Consider the following 20,922-nt stretch of genomic DNA (forward strand, 5'->3'; position numbering starts at 1 on the left):
TCGCCTTTATTATTTCTAAAATTCAGAACTCAACCTTCAACGCGAAGTGATGATCGGATAATCACCATTGACGAGCTCTTGAACAAATGCGGACCCAGCGCCAGTGTGCGTAATCCAAACTTTCTCTTTCGCACGCGTAATCGCCACGTAAAACAGCCTGCGCTCTTCTGCGTGAGGGAATTTGTCTTTAGACTCGGTCAATGCGCCATCAATGTGAATTTGCTTCTTCTTCGCAGGGAATTGCCCCTCATCCACAGAAAGAATAATGACAAAATCAGCCTCTCGCCCTTTACTCGCATGGCAAGTCATAAAACGAATATCGAGATTAGGAAAACGTCGCAACCAATCGTCATACAAGTCGGGCTTATGATAATGATTACGTCCTAACAATAAGACTGACTTGGTTTGCTTGGCTTGTTGATTCAATTGATCCAAGATCTTTTCAACTTGGTTGCTCGGTGCGGTATGCACACTCTTCTGCTTACGTTGCTTGTGGCTATTTAGTGTTTTCGGCAATTGCGATGGGTTTTGCTGAACAAAAGTGTTTGCCACATCACCAATCTGATTGTTGAAACGATAAGTCGTATCTAGATGATGAACGGTAGAGTGAGCAAAGCGCTCTTTAAACCCAGTGATAAGATCGACGTCCGCACCAGCAAACTGATAGATGGCCTGCCAGTCATCACCAACCGCAAACAACGTCGCACCCGCTTGTTTCTGTGTAGATTCGCACAGTGCTTCAATCAGAGCTAAACGGTCTGGAGAGATATCTTGGTACTCATCGACCATAATGAAGCGCCATGGGGATACAAATTTCCCTTTATTTACATAATCTGTCGCACGACTGATCATGGTAGGGAAATCCACTTGATTGCTTTCTTTAAGCATTTTCTGCCACGCAGTAAAACATGGCCAACACAAGGCGAGTTCGCTGTTTAAACGAGTATAGTCTTGGTGATTTACCAACTTTTCTTGCACTTGCTTTTTGGTTAGCCCTACCGCAGCTAAGTGAGACAACTGAGAGTCTAGCCACGCGATCAGTTTTGGGTTTTCTGAGTGACTTCCTAACTCATCGTCCCCTTTTAAATAGGCAATCGGCCATTTGTCTAAATGTTTTTGCCAACGTTTAAAGTTAGTAGGCGTCATCCAATGCTTTTTCAGCCAATCTACACACCATGCTGTTCGCTGGTTGTCATCTAACGCCAACGGACTGATCTCAACAGGCTGTTGCTCAACTTGATTGAGTATATATAAGCCTAGTTGATGGAACGTATTCACACGCACACCGTCTGCGGCCATGCCTACTTTATCCACTAAACGCTCTTTCATTTCAGTCGCGGCATCACGACCGAAAGCCAGCATAAGCAACTCTTCTGCTTGAGCCTGGTGGCTTTGCAACAAGTATGCAACTCGAGCCGTTAAAACACTGGTTTTGCCAGAGCCTGCGCCAGCAAGGACTAAGTTGTGATCATCGTTAAGCAACACCGCATATTGCTGGGATAAGTTTAAAGGCGAAGATTCTATGCGATTAAACAGCACTTCCCAATTCGGACGTTCTTCCTCAAGCCAATCACGATTACGCTCACCAAGCGTCGCAGACGTATCAATAAGCCAAGGTTCGATTTCCGCCATGCGATTCGGCATCCGCATTTTGGCTTCTTCTAGAGTGGTTTTCATTTCGCTTAACTCTTGGTTAAGACTTTCCACCCAGGAGACCACTTGAGAGTGCGATAGATAGGCAGGAAGATGCTTAAGTTTGTAGAGCTCTTCTTCCCACTTAGGTAGATACTCAGCCAGTTTTCGGCACTGAGTATTGTGCCATTCTTGATACTGACGAACAGCTTCAAGAGCAAACTTACGGCATTGTGGCCACGGTAGCCCTTGTACTAGCCAACTTTGTTGTTTGCCTTCGTGCTCATGAGCAAAAAACTGCAAAGAGCTCCATAACAACCCACGCTTTACGCTAACTTTGCCATTCCAGATCGTAAAAGGAATATGTTCTTCACTGCCTATTGAGCTTAATAAAACACTGTTCTCTTTTATTTCGACGTGATGGTACTCATTTTGAATAAAAAACTGTGCTTTGCTAGTGGCAGTGAGCTGCATGAAACGTGCGCCTTTTAATTTAGAAGTTGTCGATTTATATCATTTTAAGGCGCCAAATTGTAGCAATGGCGAGCACCTAAGTAAGCATCTTCTTTTATTCTTTAATAAAATTCACATTACTGTCGATTTAGTAACCTAAAGCTCATTCTATTTGAAGCTGACTTTACAATTATAGACACATTGCGTGGCTGCTTTAGTATAAGTCAATGACATCCCTGTTGATTTTATCAGCAACAACGAATTTTTCTTAAAGTAAATCATAAACGCGCTATAGTGGGTTTGGTAGTATTCCCCCGTTCTTCATCGGAAACATAAGGCGCATTGTGCAAGCAACTTCTAAATTTCGGCTCTATTGGGCAAACAAGACCATAAATTACAGCGTTCTTATCCTAATCACCTTACTGGGTGTGGTTATCCCGACTTGGTACTTCGAGCAAAACACGCTGATCACGCCGCTAATATTGGGCGTTATTGCTGCTGCTTTGGCAGAGAGTGATGACAGCTTCACTGGGCGCATCAAAGCGCTGATTCTGACCTTTCTCTGTTTTGCGCTCGCCGCTTTCTCAATTGAAATCTTGTTCGACACCCCTTGGGCATTTGCATTAGGGTTATTTATCTCAACCTTTGGTTTTATCATTCTTGGGGCGATAGGTCCTAAATATGCGAGCATTGCTTTTGGCTCTTTGCTGATCGCCATTTACACCATGCTTGGCGCACATGAGAGTACTAACATTTGGTTTCAGCCACTGCTGCTTTTAACTGGTGCGGCTTGGTATTACTTCATGTCGATGATTTGGCAGATATTTTGGCCTCTTCAGCCTGTACAACAAAGCTTAGCCAATGTGTTCTTCCAAATGGCAAATTATCTCGATGCGAAAGCCAAGCTTTTTCACCCTGTCACCAACCTAACGCCACAGCCACTTCGGATTGAAGCCGCCAAGTGCAACGCAGCGACGGTGATGGCGCTAAACGCTTGCAAAGCCACATTACTAAACCGCTCGAAACGCGGCCACATTGATGGTCCTAGTGACCGATTCTTAAATATCTACTTCATCGCTCAAGACATCCACGAACGAGTCAGCTCTAGCCATTACCGCTATCAAGATTTAGCAACTGAATTTGAACGTTCTGATGTGCTGTTTCGTTTTAAATATCTTTTGGAATCTCAAGCTCAAGCGTGTCGTGATATTGCATTAGCGATTCAGCTAGGGAATGAATACTCACATACCGATCAGTCCATCTTGGCCTTAGCTGAAGTGCAAAATTCACTTGCTTACTTAGAAGAACAAAAGCAAGGACACTGGAAACGTCTGCTAATGCAGTTAACATATTTATTCAATAACTTAGCGACGGTAGAAAAGCAACTGAATAACATTAACAACCCAGATGTTGAGGGCCTAGAGGAAGATACGCTCGCCGATACTAACCCGCACACATTAAAAGCCATGTGGCAGCGTATATCCGCGAATTTACACAAAGATTCGATGCTGTTTCGACACGCATTGCGTATGTCGATTGCCTTGACGATTGGTTATGGAATCATTCAAGTGTTCAGCATCGACCGAGGTTACTGGATACTCTTAACCACTCTCTTCGTGTGTCAGCCGAACTACAGCGCAACACGTCAAAAACTGACAGCGCGAGTCGTAGGCACATTAGCCGGTTTGTTAATTGGCGTACCATTACTGACTTTCTTCCCTTCTCAAGAAAGCCAGTTAGTATTCATCGTTATTTCTGGCGTGATGTTTTTCGCCTTTCGGATGAACAATTACGGATACGCAACCGGCTTTATAACGCTACTGGTCCTCTTCTTATTCAACCAGTTAGGTGAAGGTTACGCGGTTGTGCTTCCTCGACTGGCCGATACCCTCATCGGGTGTGTGCTTGCTGTAGGAGCCGTACTGGTTATTTTGCCAGATTGGCAATCGAGAAGGCTGCACAAAGTCATGTCGGATGCGATAGAGGCTAACAAACAGTATCTCGATCAGATCATTGGTCAGTATCGAATTGGTAAAAAGGACAACTTGAGCTATCGCATTGCTCGTCGTCAGGCCCATAACAGTGATGCCTCACTTTCTTCTGCCATCAGTACAATGCTTGCGGAACCTGGTAAATATCGTGCTGCCGTTGATGAGAGCTTCCGCTTCTTAACGTTAAATCACGCAATGCTGAACTATATTTCTGCTCTTGGTGCGCACCGAACTCGCATTGAAGATGAGTCAATTCATAAGCTCGTTTTAGATGCACACCGCTGTATTCATCAGCATTTAGACGTCCTCCATAAACAGCTTCACCAGCATTGCGAAGAGTGCGATTTATCTAATATTGACGACGCAGGACTTGAGCAACGCTTGAATGAGTGGCGAGATGAAGATGATAGTTCCGCTCGCATGGTACTGCAGCAACTTCACCTTATCTATCGCATGCTCCCAGAGCTACATTCACTTGCCAGTAAGTTTGCAGTGAGGGTGAACTAGTAACACACGCATATAAAAGGGAAGCGAATTGTCGCTTCCTTTTTTCTTTCTACTTTTCTATCTACCCCAAAGTGGGTAATTATGTACCTTCATAGGAAAAATCTGACGTATCACTTAACACACCTTGACAATGTTCGGACAAAAAGCAATCGATCAAATTCTAATCTATCTAGGTTGAATAAATATGTTGTATCCAAAGGACGAAGAATTTCGGGAAATGAAGGATAAACCGAATTACAACGAGGGTATTGAGATGAACGCACAACAATTTAATGAACTTAAACAAAAGCTCAGTGATTTAACGGCGAGTCAGTTGAAATCATTACAGGGTGAGATAAGCGTAAAGTTAAACAAAACACAAAACCCAGTACTTTCTGTTGAAGAAAGAGAAATGCTTTCTAAACTGTTTGCTTAATCAAATCATTGATATAAAACACTTGAACGTTTTATAAACTCCACCTATGCTCTCATTAGCATAGTATTGGGAGTGGTGATATGCCTGTATCAGGAATTCAATCTGGGCACCAAATTCTTCAGATGTCACAGCAGATGGCTGAAAAAGCCGCGCATGGCATTAATGATAATTTAGGTAAAGTGAAAGAAGAGATCGCTTCTCACAACATCGATTTGGCTAAAGTGGCAGATATCGCAATAACCGCTTCAACTCCTAGCCTCCCTTCTCAAAAAGTTGAATCACTCATCAACCTTACGCAAGCTGCAGGTTACAACCGAGTGGGTGCGTCCGTCATTGAGAAAAACAATGAAGTCATTGGCAGCTTACTCGATATTCACGTCTAAAACTTCTTAGTTCCGACCTGTCACTACAAATCCGTAACAAGCCCTCTTTTGCTACCTAATGTTGTGCTATTTCGATTCAATAAGTCTCGATAAAAACCAATAACTCCCAATAAAAACGGACGCCTTGTTAAAGCCGCCCGTTTTATGTTGAATCCAAATTTATCCGTTATCAATAACACCGTGATTCAGCAATGACTCTACAATCTCATTGGAGCTAAGACCGTTGAAGTCTATCGATGTACCTAAGTTTTCCACAACAATGGTTTGCTGGACATTTGCATCCGTCGTAATGTTCAGAGAAACATTTTCTGTTGATGCGTCGTAATCGGCTTGAATGTGCGCAAGTAAATCATCAATACCTGCCGTTGGATCATTCAAATCAGCGATCACGTCTTTGAGGTCAATGGTGTCCTCATTAACGCTAAAGTCAGTGATGGTGTCAATCGCACCATTATCCACCGTGTCTTCTGTCCATTTAAAGATATCGCTACCCGCACCACCAGTCAGAATATCAGAGCCTAGTCCACCGATAAGCACGTCGTCTCCATCTCCTCCTAGGATATAATCATCTCCCGTACCTGCTGCTAAAGTAATGCCTGCATCACTACCAATAAGATAGCTGTCTTCACTTTCAGCGGACTGATCAATATCTTGATTATTTAGCGTAACGTTTAGATTAATATCTAATGGCGTTGAATACGCTTGATCACCATTTGATGCAGTAGAAACCGCAGTCAATGTAATATCGTAATCTCCCGGGATCGCATTATTGATGTGTAGCGTATCAATTTCATCTTCTGGAACAGTCCATGTTGTACCATCAAAGCTGATATTCGATGTTGTAGCTTCACTCGTGATAGTGGCTCCTCTTGGCACGCCAGTGAGCTCTAAGGCCAGTACTTCATCGACATCTGTCAACGCCGCCATAATACCCACCAGCGCGATGCCTTGACGGCTTGCACTTTGACTCGCACTAATTCTTTGAATGTAACTAAAGTTCTGATCAATGGCTAGGTTTGGTACGTCAGCGACCGGCGTTACATTAATATCAAACGTTTCTGATGTTTGTAGTGAGGTACCCGTTAAGTTGTCATAGAAGATACCGTTGTCATCAGCGGTAACGGTAAGCGCAATAGAATTGCTGTTCACGTCACTGGCATCAATAAATACACCGGCATCCGGATCCGTCGAAGCGAAAAGACTATTAAGCTGAGACAAGGTCCCCATCAGTACAGTTTCACCTGCTAAACCAACGCCTTGAGTAATGCCACTCCCAGCCGGGACAAGGACACTTATATCACCCTCATCGATGCTGAGTGACACCGTCATGATTTCATTCTCATGAATACCTGCAAAATCAACATCGGTAATTTCGATACCTGAGATTTTTTGATCCGATGACTCCATAATCGTATTTGTGGCCATTGAACCATCAATCTCCGGAGCATCGTTAATCGCCTGCACTGTCATCACGGCTGAGCCACTGACGGTCTTCGGATCCGAGACGCCATTGGTCATGCCATCATCCGTAATATCGTAATTAAAGCTTACATCCCCGTAAAAATCAGGAGCAGGTTCAAAGCTCCACTCCGTTGAGCTCAGTTGAGTAAGCGTCCCTGCTGCAGAGTCGACAAGCGTAACATTGCTAACGGTTAAATTGTCCGACTCAATATCAACCGCATTAACCAGCAAGCCTGCTGCGGTAATAATAACAGCGCCGCTGTCTTCATCAATACTTGTCAACGTCACTTCAGATGTTGTTGGCGCATCGTTCACCTCTGTGACTTCAATTACAAATTGGCTGCTATTTGAATTGAGTGTTTCGTCAACACCGCTAATCACAATCCCTTCGTTGCCTTGGTCATCGACAGAGATGTCGACATTGACGTTACCAAAGAAGTTAAGCGCTGGGTTAAACTCCACTAAACCATCAGCGATAGCGGCGTTAAGGTCAGATACGGTTCCTTTCAGTTCAATTGAACCCGTGCCGTCTCCTGAAACCGTCAATCCGTAATTGGCAATAATCGATGGATTGAGCGCCAAGTAACCGCTATCGACAGCAATATTCAAGACATACTCTGCGGTAGGATCATCAAGTACCGCATCCACATCCGAAATACCAAATGTATCCAGCAGGATAGCGTTGTCTTCTGGTGTTTCAACGTCAATGACATTCACGAAGTCCGGTCGATCATTCACCGCTTCAACATCAACAGCTACGTCAAACTCCTCGGCTGAACCTAAATTTTGGCGACCATCGAGCCCGGTATCAACCGCTTGCACTTTGAAATGCAGTGACCCACCCCATGAGTTATCGTTTCGATCACCAGAATTAAAGACCACTTGATCCAAATCTTGAGCATCGATTTCTAATACGAAGACGCCACTTCCTTGGTCAGTAAACACCGTTCCATCAGGTAATGAAACACTCGCCCCATCAGGGACATTTGAAATCTCAACTCTCAGCGTCTCTGGATCATTTTCCTGGTAGGTTGCGCCATCTCCGATGGACTCTTTGTTATCAACCACCAACGCATTAACGTTGATAACAATATCTTCTCCCTCATTCCCCGCAACTGAAGTATCAGGATTCACATCGACATCATCGCCAATAGGATTCACAACCAGCGTAAAGTTATTAGTTCGCTCAGTTGGTACTTGTAACAATTCTTCTTGGATGAACACGGTAATGCCAATCTCTGCCTCGCCACTGAAGTTTTTCGGCGGTTTGATTTGGATGTCACTCAAATCAACGGATGTCTGAGTAAGGTCTTTTAGCTGAATACTCCATTCTCCTCCGCCGTTGTTCTTAACAACATAATCAGAGGAATTGGATTGAACGACAAAGTCATCAGGGATCCCTGTTAACTTGAGTGAAACGAAACTTTCAGAGCCATCATTATCGTTTAAGCTGATCGAAACCCCTGAGCCCGATTGATTCAACGAAATTAAAGTATCTTCGTCATCAACCACGGTAATTGGCTTCGTAGGATCGGCACCTGTAATCGTAATATCGTCCACCACTGGCGTAACTTCGAATGTCACGTCATCAGTAAAAGTTCTTATATCGATATTATCGCCAGGGTTATTTAGGATAGACTGATCAAATACAGCCTCGTCCGTGATCTCTCCTTCGATATTAATCTTGACGGTGTTTTGTCCCCCACCTACGGGATAATTTTCTTTCGGCTTAAACAGAACATTATCAAGCGCACCCGCTAAAATCTCAGCTTCATTAAACTCAATACTTGTCCCTAAGCTATTGCCATTTGCGTCAACAAACTCCCCCAGTGTTGTGTCATCGAGCTCTAACTTGATATTCGTTAGCGTTTCCTGACCACCTTGGATATTGTTATAACGGTCAGCAAAATCGACATTTAGATTAAGTTGGATTAAACCATCTTCATAACCCACACCATCCGCCGTTGGTACATCGTTATTTAGGTCATTAACTGGTTGTTTGTTAGCGTCTAAACCGAGAGTACCTATGATATCCACTGTCACATTTGGTGTAACATCACCATCTAATGGCTGATCACCCGCCGAACTCGGAACATCTGCAATCGGTAAAACCTGAACTGGAATTCGCACGTTGTTTTCTTTTTCGTCGCCAGACTCTGTGTCTTTGGTGACAAACCTCACAGGCAATTCGAAATCACCAGCGTAATCTTCTGCCAAGTGCATCGTTAAACCGTCCAAACCTGTGATATTGCCACTAGCATCAATATCTGCTTGGAAAACGTATTTACCATTGACAAAATCGATATCAGTACCTGTTATCACCAAGCCTGGAGGAATACCGGGTGCAGATGGATCAATAACAACAGTCAAAACATCTTCCACACCATCCGCATTAATCGCATCGACTTTCGACGTCAATTGAGTACCAAGGTCGATCGCATTGTCTTCCGATTCTTCAATTTGGACGTCATCAGCCACCTGAATTTCAGCGGCAACACTCGTTTTCGGCGTGAGAACCGTCGGAAACTCAAGTGTCACGTCAGTTTCTCTTACTACTGTTGCGTCTTTTTCAACGGCATCTTCACCTAAATCGTTGACCTCGGCATAGATGGTTAACCCAATTTGAGATAGACCGCCGTTGTCACCATCATCGCTGTCGTCGTTTGGCGTTAAATCAAGACCCGAAGGCGCTTTAATTGAGAAGTTTTCTTCGTCAATGACTGTCCATCGACCGCCGCCTTCGTTCAATGCACCAACAATGACCAATTGATTGAGAATCTCAGGGTCGACATTGTGGAACTGAACAACAAGCTGAGTCACCACTTCATCTGAAGAGGCGTCAAACTCTTGGTATTTGATGATATTCGCACCAGACTCCCCACCCGTTGAAGTATTGATCGTAAAATCAATGTTCCCTTGACCGTCTGACTTCACGATGTCAGTGACAACGCCAGTGCTTTCAGTAACAAGCAAACGTGTCTGGGCGTCTAGCGATCCTGTTGTATTTTCTGGCTCAACGATTGGATTGACTTGGACATGCACCATGCCATTGATGGTTTTTTCTGCAATTCCCTGCCCTGGATTAGAAGCATCGACATATTCGTGGTCAATCTCTTTCACCGTCACCGTAGTATTCAAATCAAAGTCAGTACTAGAGTCTTGCTCTAATTGCACCTGGACATACCCGCTTTGAGAGATTCGAGCAGAAAAGTCTTGCTCCGACTCGTTCGCTAGTGGCGAAAGTGTTAATGTTCCAGAAACCAATGTTTGTGCTACGCCATCGACATAAACCGTGCTGCCTGGAGGAAACCCAGAGATCGTTACATCACTAAAGAACTCGTCTGTATCAGGGCTTTGAGCCAACGTTGGCTTCCAATCAATATTAAAGCGTGTATCTTCATCACCTTCTGATTGAATCGTGTAGTTATCTTGCGCATCAATGACAGGAGCGACAATAATTCGGATCTCACCCGATGAGGTTCGACTGTGACCATCATTCTCAGTGACGATCGTCGTCGCTGTAATATGAATGTTCTCCGTCGATGACGCTTCCGGTTTAATAACAATTCCAGAATTAATATTCGCCGTGGTGATGTTGGCTTCATAGATTGGCTGATTTTGCGCGTCATAGCCGACAAAAGTCAGATCGACGGATGCACCATCGCTATCAAATACCTCAACACCTGCAGGAATATTGGACAGCAGAACCGTAACCGACTCTGAGTGGTCATTCGGGTTATCTGGTAACTCGCCAGAGATGACACTAAAGCCCAACTCTACTTGACCATTCTCATCGATATTAGTCTCAATACCTCTTACATTACCGTCATTAAACTCATGCCAGATCCCTGATTTATCATTCAGCTCAATAAATGGTATGTCAGCTACGCCTTTCACACCGACGATCACTGTTTTGCTGCCTAGTGACAACATATCTTCGGCAACCCCATTAGATAACGATGCCGTGTCTTTGACGATACCTTCAACGTTGAAAGTAAAGTCATCATTGCTGTGCAACGGAGGAAGCACTTCGACGTTGGCTAACTCAGATTCTGGCACTTCGTAATAGAGTACATTGCCGCTTGAATCGGTCACTTCCACGATTTGACTTGGGTTTGCTGAATCAAGCCACACTAACGTAACGCCATCAATTGAGAAGTCAGAAATACGCACAAATAGTGCTTCAGAACCATCTAAATCCGCAGACGGCTTCATGGTAATCACTTCACTTAACTGAAGTGGATCATGATCCGTGACAGGATTGACGGTGTCTTGAGTTCGAGCGTTATCCTCAAAGACATTGATTCGGTTGACTGTAAAACTACCTGGGTCCGCGATTGGGTTAACATCAATGATGATAGTTTCTGTCTCTGAACGTGCCGTTTCCTTCCCTGATAACGGATTATTGTTTTCTGTCGTAATCGCGGTTACATCAATCTTGATTTCGCCCGAGAAATTATCGATTGGATCAATTTGAACGTCACCAATTCGGCTGGCATCTACGAGATAAACACCACCAGTTTTTGGAATCGCGCTACCATCCGAATACACTAACTCTGCGTTACCTTCCCCTTGTGTAAAGACGAGCTCGTAGACTATATCTTCAGGATTGCTAATATCCTGAGTTTCCGCCGTGATATTAAGTGCGACATTATTTCCATCTTCATCAACCGAGTAGTTAAATTCACTGTTTGCCGTCCACGTTGCAATATCTGCAACGGCAGCGACTTCAATGTCTAAACGACCATTAATCGTATGATCTGGCGTACCATTGTTAAGAATTTCCACACGGATACGAGGATCGATACCAGAAGCATCGGTCGAGGTATGACGATCTGGTACGAAGTACAAGTTATCTAACGAGACCAGCTCGCCACTAAATGATTGCTCGACATTCGACGCATCGAGAACAACCGTATCGCCTACTGGTGTCAGTTCAATGAAGTTACCGCTCCCATCTCGGTAATAGAAAGTACCGTTGTGCGTGCTTGCATCTCGAATAGTGATATCACCTAAGCTTTCGTTACGATCGATATCATGCAAATCGATAACCAAATCGACTTTCGCCGGCGTCACATCCAGCGTCGACAAGTTATCCTGAGTATTTGCAGAGTCAACGCCCACAACGACACCATCACGCCCTTGGTCCTCGAACGCAGTAACGGTAGACGTGTCAATTTGCGCATTGCGGTCTCTTATCGAGATATCCACATCGGCATCTGCGATATCGCCATCACCATCGGTTGCAACAACGTTGATGGTGAAATCAATCGAGTCGGTTTCTGTATGGTCAAGATCGTCATTCGGACGGAATGACACACTGCCATCAGTTCGAACAACCAAACGACCGATTTCAGTATCCACTCCGTCAAGAACCTTGTGAACAAATACGACTTGGTCGCTGCCGTTCAAATCGACAGAATCAGAATCAACACCGTTTTGCTTAAAGTAAATGCCTGAATCATCAGCCGAAAATGAAGTCACTTGTGCGCCGTCAGCACCAAGATCGTCATCACCTTCTACAGGGTCTTGGAATAAGTGAACCGTGCGGCTGCCTTGTCCCTCAACACGTGAAATAGATGCATCGTACAAGGTTGGAACATCATCGGTAATCGTCACTGGTAAGTTAATACCGGCCGTATCGCCATCGACATCGGTCGCGAAGACTGGGAGATCAAGTATGAGTGTATCTTCGCCTTGGGTTGAGTGGTCTAGAGCACCCTCAAGCGTAAACTTGTAAGAGCCGTCAGCGTTCAAAACTAGCGTGAACACTGAGTTACCATCAGGTGTTTGACCTTGATAAGTAAAGTTATTGTTGCTTACCGCGGTTTGAACTAACGTCACCGCAAGGCCACCTGAAGTGACTCCTGAGATCGGGTTAGATGTCAGGTCCAGTTGGTAAGAGACAACGGTATCTGCCCCTTCCACCGTATCGAAATTGCCCGTTGCTTCTAGGCTGTCTTTGTTGGTTGCCTGAGAACCATTAGCGAGGTCATCCTCGTCAACAGCCAAAGCATCTGCTGATTTAATTTCGGGAATGTCATCAACCACGGTAATTGGAAGATTCAGTGATGATGACGTGTCACCATCAAAATCTGTAACTGTAATTGGGATATCAATGACAAGGTTGTTTTCACCTTGAACAGCGTCATGGTCGATTGGTCCCAACAGTTCAAATTGGTAACTGTCGTTATTCGCATCAAGAGACAGCGTGAAGATCTTAGTTGATGTGCCAGTAATCACCGCTTCGTAACTGGTTACACCACCAACCGAGCTCACCACATTCAACTCGATGCTGCTGCCATTCGAAGTTAAACCAGACACAACTGCATTGAGATCAGAAATTTGGTAGCTGACAATCTCATCCGCGCCATCAACGACTTCAAATCCACCAGTTAATACCGTTGAATCACTACTTGTCGTGTCAGAGCCACCAGCAAGATCATCTTCATCAACGGTTTGTTGGCTAGAGTCTGTCACTTTCACAATCGTTGGAACATCGTCCACCACTGTGATCGGCAAGGTGATGTTATTGGACACATCGCCGTCAAAATCGGTCGCGTTGACTGGGAAGTTGATGACTAACGAGTTTTCATCGTTGCCCGCAGGATGATCAAGTGCACCCAACAGTTCAAATTCATAACTGTCTGCTGAACCATTTAGCGTCAGTTTAAAGACGGTTTCCGTCGTACCTTGTACATAAGCGCGGTACTCAATCACACCGTTTGAATTTGAAAACTCAACCAACTCAAGCGGTTGACCACCTGAGGTAAGGCCAGAAACAGGCGATGTTAAACTATCCAACTGGAAGCTAACGATAGAATCGGCACCATCAGTAACGTCAAAGTTGCCACCAATGATATTGGATTCTGGCGTGTCGTCCGAACCTTGGCTTGGAATATCATCCTCATCCACAGACAAGGTACTACCAGAGCTGATAGCATCAATGGTTGGCTTGTCATCTACGATCGTCACTGGCAAGGTCGCAGTGATGGTATCGTTGTCGCCATCTGTAATCTTCACAGGTAGATTCAACAAAATCTCATCAGAGTTAACCGCGTGATCTAACTGACCAGATAACTCAAAGTCGTATTTACCATCTTGATGAAGTGTCAACGTGAAGACCGTCACTCCACCCGGAGTTTGTCCCACGTAAACAAGCGCGTCAGCAGTTGAAGCGCCAACGTCTTGAGAAAGTGTTACCTCTTCTCCACCCGATTTCAGATTCGGAATAGGATTTGAGCTCAGATCCAATTCGAACGCATCAATACCATCTGCGCTAGTAACTTCGAACTCACCTGATACCGTTAATGGCTCTTTCGTTCCATCAGAACCAAGAGGTAAGTCATCTTCGTCGACACGCAGACTTTCAATATTGGTAACAACTGGAACATCGTCCACAACGGTAATTGGCAATGTGAAGGCTGGTGAAGTATCACCATCATTGTCTATCGTCGTCACAGGGAGGTTAATAACAATCTCGTTTTGCTGATTACCATCTGGATGATCAAGCGGCTTCTGTAAATCGAACTCGTAGGTGTTGTTCGTTGCATCCAACGTCAGTTCGAACACCACTTCAGCAGGATTGCCAGCGACACCTTGGTATACGTTCACGCCGTTTGCGCTAGAAGACAGAACTAAGGTGATAGCGTCACCATCTGAAGTCAGTGACGCAACAGGCGTGGTCAGGTCACTCAGCTGAATAGAAGCAACTTGGTCAGCACCCTCGGTGATATCAAAAGTACCTGAAATAACAGTATCTTCTGCACTTGCAGCATCCGTACCTGCTGGTAGATCATCTTCATCAACGGTTTGTTCGCTGCCTGCTAGTAAACCATCAATGGTCGGAACATCATCCACAACCGTAATTGGTAAGGTGATGTTGTTCGACACGTCTCCATCAAAGTCCGTCGCGTTTATCGGTAAATTAATGACCAGTTCATTTTGGCCATCAGCATTTGGATGATCGAGAGGAGCAAGCAAATCGAACGTGTAGCTGTCATCAGAGGCATCGAGGGTCACACGGAATACTGGTGTCGTCGTGCCATCAATACGAGCTTCGTAAACTGAAACGCCACCTGCGTTTGATACTTCAACCAAAACCAGAGATTGACCACCAGAGGTCAGGCCTTGTACTGGCGTCGTTAGGTCAGAAACGCCGTACTCGACAATGCCATCAGAACCATCAGTCACGATGAAGTTACCGGCAATGCTATTCGACTGTGTACCATCAGATCCGACTGTTGGGATATCGTCCTCGTCAACCGTTTGTACACTTGTTGCTTCGATGCCACCAAGTGTCGGTTTGTCATCAACGATCTTGACAGGAATTGTCTCAGCAGAGGTATCGCCATCAAAGTCTGTTGCGATGATTGGGAAGTTCAGCGTTAACTCATCGCTATCAACAGCATGGTCGATAGGACCTTCAAGCGTGAAGTTATAAGAGCCATCAGTATTCACTGTCAACGTAAAGACCGCTTCAGAGCCCGCTGTCGCCTCGTAAGTAAAGCTGCCATCGCCATTTGCGGTTTCAGCCAATGTAACTGCCACGCCTTGTGATGTGAGTCCAGCCACCGGTGTTGCAGAAGCATCAAGCTGATAGCTCACCACTCGGTCAGAGCCTTGCGTGGTGGTGAAGTTGCCATCGATTGAAATCGGGTCAGTTTGGTCTGAGCCAATCGTGGCTAAATCATCTTCATCAACGGTAATCGCATCGACATCGGTAATAGTTGGCTTATCATCGACGATGGTGACTGGGATCGTTTCTGTGGTGGTATCACCATCAAAATCCGTCGCGATGATTGGGAAGTTCAGCGTCAGATCATCACTACCTGTTGCATGGTCAATTGCACCTTCAAGCGTGAAGTTGTAACTGCCGTCGCTGTTCACCGTCAAGGTAAATACGGCTTCTGATCCTGCGGTAGCGGTATAGGTGAAACTGCCATCCGCATTCGCGCTTTCCGTCATTGTCACCACTACCCCGTGTGAGGTTAAGCCATCAACAGGGTTAGAGGACGCGTCTAACTGATAACGCACAACATGATCAGAGCCCGTCGTGACAAAGTGACCATCAATCGACACGGACTCGTTTTGATCAGAGCCAATCGTCGCCAAGTCATCTTCATCCACGCTGATCGCATCAACATTAGTGATACTTGGCTGATCATCAACAATAGTGACAGGCAGTATTTTAGTTGAAGTGTCGCCATCAAAGTCTGTTGCGATAATCGGGAAATCGATTTGTAGGCTGTCGCTGTTCATCGCATGGTCTAGTGGACCTTGCAGAGTAAAGGTGTAGCTGCCATCTGGCTTCAGCACTAATTCAAATACGGCATTGCCATCTGCTGTGGCAGTGTAAGTAAAGCTACCATCACCGTTTGCCGTCTCAGCAAGCACGACAGATTCACCATGAGAGGTCAACCCTGCTACTGGATCCGCGGTTGCATCAAGCTGGTATTTAACAACACTGTCCGAACCTTCAGTTGTGCTGAAAGAACCCGACATAAACGCATCATCGTTTTGGTCTGAGCCAATTGAGGCGAGATCATCTTCGTCTACTGTCAGTGGGACAACGTTATCAATGGTTGGAATGTCATCAGTAATCGTGACTGGAATGGTCGCAGTCGTCGTATCGCCATCAAAGTCTGTTGCAATGATTGGGAAGTTCAGTACTAACTCATCGCTGTTTAACGCATGGTCGACCGGCCCTTCCAGACGGAAGTTGTATGTACCGTCTGCATTCACATTCATGGTGAAGACAGGGTTACCATCCGCGGTAGCAACGTAAGTAAAGCTGCCATCGGCATTCGCAGTCTCTACCAGAGTAACTGGCTCGCCTTGCGAAGTTAACCCCAAAACAGGATCAGCCGTTGAATCAAGTTGGTAGCTCACCACACGGTCTGAGCCTTGAGTGGTCGTGAACGCACCTTCTACATAAACAGCGTCACTTTGGTCTGAGCCAATACCTGATAGATCATCTTCGTCTACAGCCAGAGGCACGACATTATCGATGATTGGTGCATCATCCGTGATCGTGACTGGAATAGTTGCCGTAGCCGTATCACCATCAAAATCGGTGGCAATAATCGGGAAATCAATGGTTAGGCTGTCGCTGTTGGCCGCATGGTCGATTGGTCCTTGAAGCGTAAAATCGTACGTACCATCTATTGCGACGTTTAACGTGAAAACAGGATTGCCGTCAGCGGTCGCCACATAGGTAAAGCTGCCGTCACCATTAGCGGTTTCCACCAAGGTAATCGCCTCACCTTGAGATGTCAGCCCCGCAACAGGATCAGCGGTTGAATCCAGTTGATAGCTCACCACTCGGTCAGAGCCTTGAGTAGTTGTAAACGCGCCTTCAACAAACAGATCGCCGCCTGGGTCGGAACCCACACCGCTAAGGTCATCTTCATCGACACTCAACGCATCAACCGCTGTAATAGTCGGTACATCATCAACAATCGTGACTGGAATGATTTCAGTTACTGTGTCGCCATCAAAGTCGGTGGCTATAATTGGGAAGTTCAGTGTCAACTCATCACTATCAACCGCATGATCAATTGGCCTTTCAAGCGTGAAGTTGTAAGTACCATCAGTATTCACAGTCAGCGTAAAGATCGCTTCAGAACCCGCTGTCGCTTCATAAGTGAAACTACCATCACCATTTGCGGTTTCTGTTAGCGTTACCGCCACACCTTGAGATGTTAAACCGTCAACCGGTGTTGATGAAGCATCGAGTTGGTAGCTCACTACTCGGTCAGAGCCTTGTGTGGTAGTAAAGTTACCATCAATAGAAATTGGATTGCTTTGGTCTGAGCCAATTGAAGCTAGGTCATCTTCATCAACCGTAATGGCGTCGACGTCAGTAATCACTGGCTTATCGTCCACGATCGTCACAGGGATCGTGGCATTTGTGGTGTCGCCATCAAAGTCGGTCGCGATGATTGGAAAGTTGAGCGTTAACTCATCGCTATCGACAGCATGATCGATTGGGCCTTCAAGCGTAAAGTTATAGCTACCATCAGTGTTCACTGTCAGTGTAAAGACCGACTCAGTACCTGCTGTTGCTTGGTAGGTAAAACTGCCATCGCCGTTTGCGGTTTCAGTTAGCGTGACTGCAACGCCTTGTGATGTAAGGCCGTCAACTGGTGTTGCAGAAGCATCGAGCTGATAGCTCACCACTCGGTCCGAGCCTTGTGTGGTGGTGAAGTTGCCATCAATTGAAATCGGATCAGTCTGGTCTGAGCCAATTGTTGCTAAGTCATCTTCATCAACGGTAATCGCATCGACATCGGTAATGGTTGGCTTATCATCCACGATGGTAACTGGCAACACGATTTGGCTTGTATCACCATCGAAGTCTGTCGCAATAACGCTAAAATCAAGAGTTAAACTGTCGCTATTTGCCGCATGGTCGATTGGACCTTGCAACTCAAAACTGTACGAGCCGTCGGTATTCAAAATTAATGTGAAAACTGCACTGCCATTTGCCGTTGCGCTGTAGGTGTAGCTGCCGTCTGCATTTTGCGTTTCGGCGATGGAGACGGTTTGCCCTTGAGATTGTAGGCCATTTAAAGGATCTGCATTTGCATCCAACTGATACTGTACGACGCCATCAGAACCCTGAGTCGTCGTGAACTGATCTTCAACCAACGTTGGCTGTGATTGGTCGGAGCCTACCGAACTTAAGTCATCTTCATCGACGGTAAGAGCAACAACGTCGTTAATGGTTGGCACATCATCAGCAATGGTTACCGGTAGAACAAGTGAACTGGTGTCACCGTCAAAGTCCGTTGCGACAATAGTGAAGTCTAGAGTTAAGCTATCGCTACCCACAGCATGATCGATTGGGCCTTCAAGACTAAATGAATAAGAACCATCAGGGTTCACTTGTAAGGTGAAGATAGCGTCCCCTTCTGCCGTTGCAGAATAGGTAAAGCTGCCATCTGAGTTGACAGTTTCCGTCAGAGAGATAGATCGACCCTGTGATTCCAACCCATTGAGTGGATCAGTGCCGCTCTCTAATTGATAACTTACAACACGGTCTGAGCCCTGAGTCGTCGTGAAACTGCCTTGCGCGAGCACAGAATCGCTTTGATCGGAGCCGATGCTTGATAAATCGTCTTCATCGACGGCTAGCGCATCAACGCCATCAATCGTAGGAACGTCATCTTGAACTTGAATGACAATTTGCGCCGCTTCTGGTGTGTTCGAACCTTGGGTAATCGAGGAGCGATCGCCATCCGCATCTACCGCGTAAACTGGCAGTGAGAAAGTGAGCGCATCATCATTAGCACCCGTATGGTCGAGTTGTTCATACAAGTTGAATTGATATTCGCCCAATGCAGGGGCATCGATCGCCACATCAAATACGGTAATACGCACGCCATCCAACTCGATGAAGCCTTCGTAAGTGCGCACGCCGTTACTCTCAGACGCTAGTTCCAGTTGAACAACCTGCCCTTGAGATTGGAGTTCTCCACCAACATTAAACTCTGTAGGTTCCAACTCATAGTGATCAATGATGTCACTACCGACCGCTGTCGTAATCGACCCAGAGCCACTTGTTACTACCGCGCCTTCCTGTGAACCTTGGTCAACACCCGCTTCGTCTAAAGACAATCCCGTCACGGTTTCAATCACTGGATTATCGCCATCAAGGATGGTCATCGTAAAGGTGTTACTTGCCGTATCTTGGTCGAAATCAACGATTGTGGTTGGCAAAGAGAGCTCAATCGTATCTTCACCGTTTGTTTGTTCTAACGGCTTAAATTGCTCAAATTGGTAGGTACCATCAGTATTCAGACTGATGGTTAAGACGGTTTCATTCGAGCCAGCAATGGACAAGGTGATAGTGCTGCCGTCTTCAGAGAGTACCGCCTCTGTTGCCTGATTATCACTCAATAGGCCATCAAATTGACTAAGTCCTTCTTGATTAAATGTGACCGTTGCCAATTGATCACTACCAATATCAACAAAGGTGCCAGTAATCGGAGTAGAAGAAGATTCAACGTTTTCGAAAGTAACGTTTTGCGGCGCCGGATCATCGCCATCAATAACGGTTGTCGTGAAATCGATAGGTGCTTGAATACTGTTACCACCAATATCTGCGCCTGTAATGTCAAAAGCAATATTGATTTGATCACCGGAGATGGAAACTTGACCATCAGCAACAGAAGCGACATGGTCAATGCCCTGGCTAATCGTGGTAACGACCTCTAACTCTAAATTACGGCCTAAAGATGTCGCTTCGATCTCTATACGAAGCACTTCGTTACCTTCTTGAGTGCCGATAATGGCATTTTGCGCTTCGTCATAAACGAACGCCACTGGCTGACCAGCAGAGGTAATATCACTATTTAACTCGGTTAACAAAGACTCTAATGAGGACGTTTCAGGTACAAATGAAGCGGTATCAAGTGCGAGATCCCCTGCTTCAACCAGCACACTAGAAGAAATGGTTTGCGGATAGCTTGATAGAGAAATTGAGCCTTCTGTTACGCTAGATTGCAATGATTGTCCGCCATCGGCAAAAATAGTGACATCCAAATCATCAGCTTCATCGCGTTCTTCTACACCGCTACGAGTCGCTGACGTCTCAAAAAAGGTGGAGGCAAGTACTTCCGGATTATTATATTCAACGGTCACATAGCCAGCATTGGCTGAGCCTTCAGCGCCAGCACCAGCAGCCGTTGCTTCCAAAATAGCAGTCGGGTCAGCACCATCTAAAATGGCCTGTTGGATAGCCGCGACATCATTAGCGTCAAAGTTAGCACCTTCGATAGCTGTTGGATCGAAAGTAACCTGGCCATTAACTGGAGATTGCAGCAAGGTTTCTGGTTGTTCAAAAGAAGGTTCTGGAAGGCACGCGACACAATTAGCATCAACCAGATACAGCTCATTATGTATCTGTACGTCGAGAGAAGCATTATTTTCTGTGATAATAATCTCGCCAGGTCTTAACTCATCCCCCGCTTTTATGACCTTAACGTTTCCATCCAGGCCCAAAACCAAAACTTCACCTTTGACAGCATTTACAATCGCGCTCTGCGGTACCGTGTGCGTACTCATCTGACCTCCG

At 45.6% G+C, this 20,922-nt stretch carries 5 protein-coding genes; 3 read left to right on the forward strand and 2 right to left on the reverse strand.

All coding sequences use genetic code 11. The features are described 5' to 3' along the window. Nucleotides 1-36 precede the first annotated feature (36 nt). Nucleotides 37-2,106 (reverse strand): DNA helicase IV, encoded by a 2,070-nt coding sequence (gene helD, locus FKN16_RS00825; protein WP_006742784.1) that lies wholly within the window; start codon nucleotides 2,104-2,106, stop codon nucleotides 37-39. Between the two features lie 323 nt (nucleotides 2,107-2,429). Between helD and yccS the strand changes: the two genes are divergently transcribed. The 3 genes from yccS (at nucleotide 2,430) to FKN16_RS00840 (ending at nucleotide 5,381) form a co-directional block, all read left to right on the forward strand. After that, a complete protein-coding gene (yccS, locus tag FKN16_RS00830; protein WP_170901766.1) occupies nucleotides 2,430-4,583 on the forward strand; it encodes a YccS family putative transporter in 2,154 nt (717 codons plus the stop codon). A gap of 184 nt (nucleotides 4,584-4,767) precedes the next feature. Further along, entirely contained in the window at nucleotides 4,768-4,998 is a 231-nt protein-coding gene (locus FKN16_RS00835) for a hypothetical protein (RefSeq protein ID WP_041853076.1), read from the forward strand. Nucleotides 4,999-5,078: 80 nt separating this feature from the next. Next, nucleotides 5,079-5,381, forward strand: a complete 303-nt coding sequence (locus FKN16_RS00840; protein WP_170901767.1) for a hypothetical protein — start codon at nucleotides 5,079-5,081, stop codon at nucleotides 5,379-5,381. A 159-nt stretch (nucleotides 5,382-5,540) separates the two neighbouring features. On the opposite strand, the gene FKN16_RS00845 is transcribed toward FKN16_RS00840, so the two are convergent. Then, nucleotides 5,541-20,912, reverse strand: coding sequence for a retention module-containing protein (locus FKN16_RS00845; RefSeq protein WP_170901768.1), 15,372 nt, complete (start codon nucleotides 20,910-20,912; stop codon nucleotides 5,541-5,543). Nucleotides 20,913-20,922 lie beyond the last annotated feature (10 nt).

Origin of the sequence: Vibrio sp. 11-4(1) (assembly GCF_013048625.1) — a bacterium.
GTDB lineage: Bacteria > Pseudomonadota > Gammaproteobacteria > Enterobacterales > Vibrionaceae > Vibrio > Vibrio diabolicus.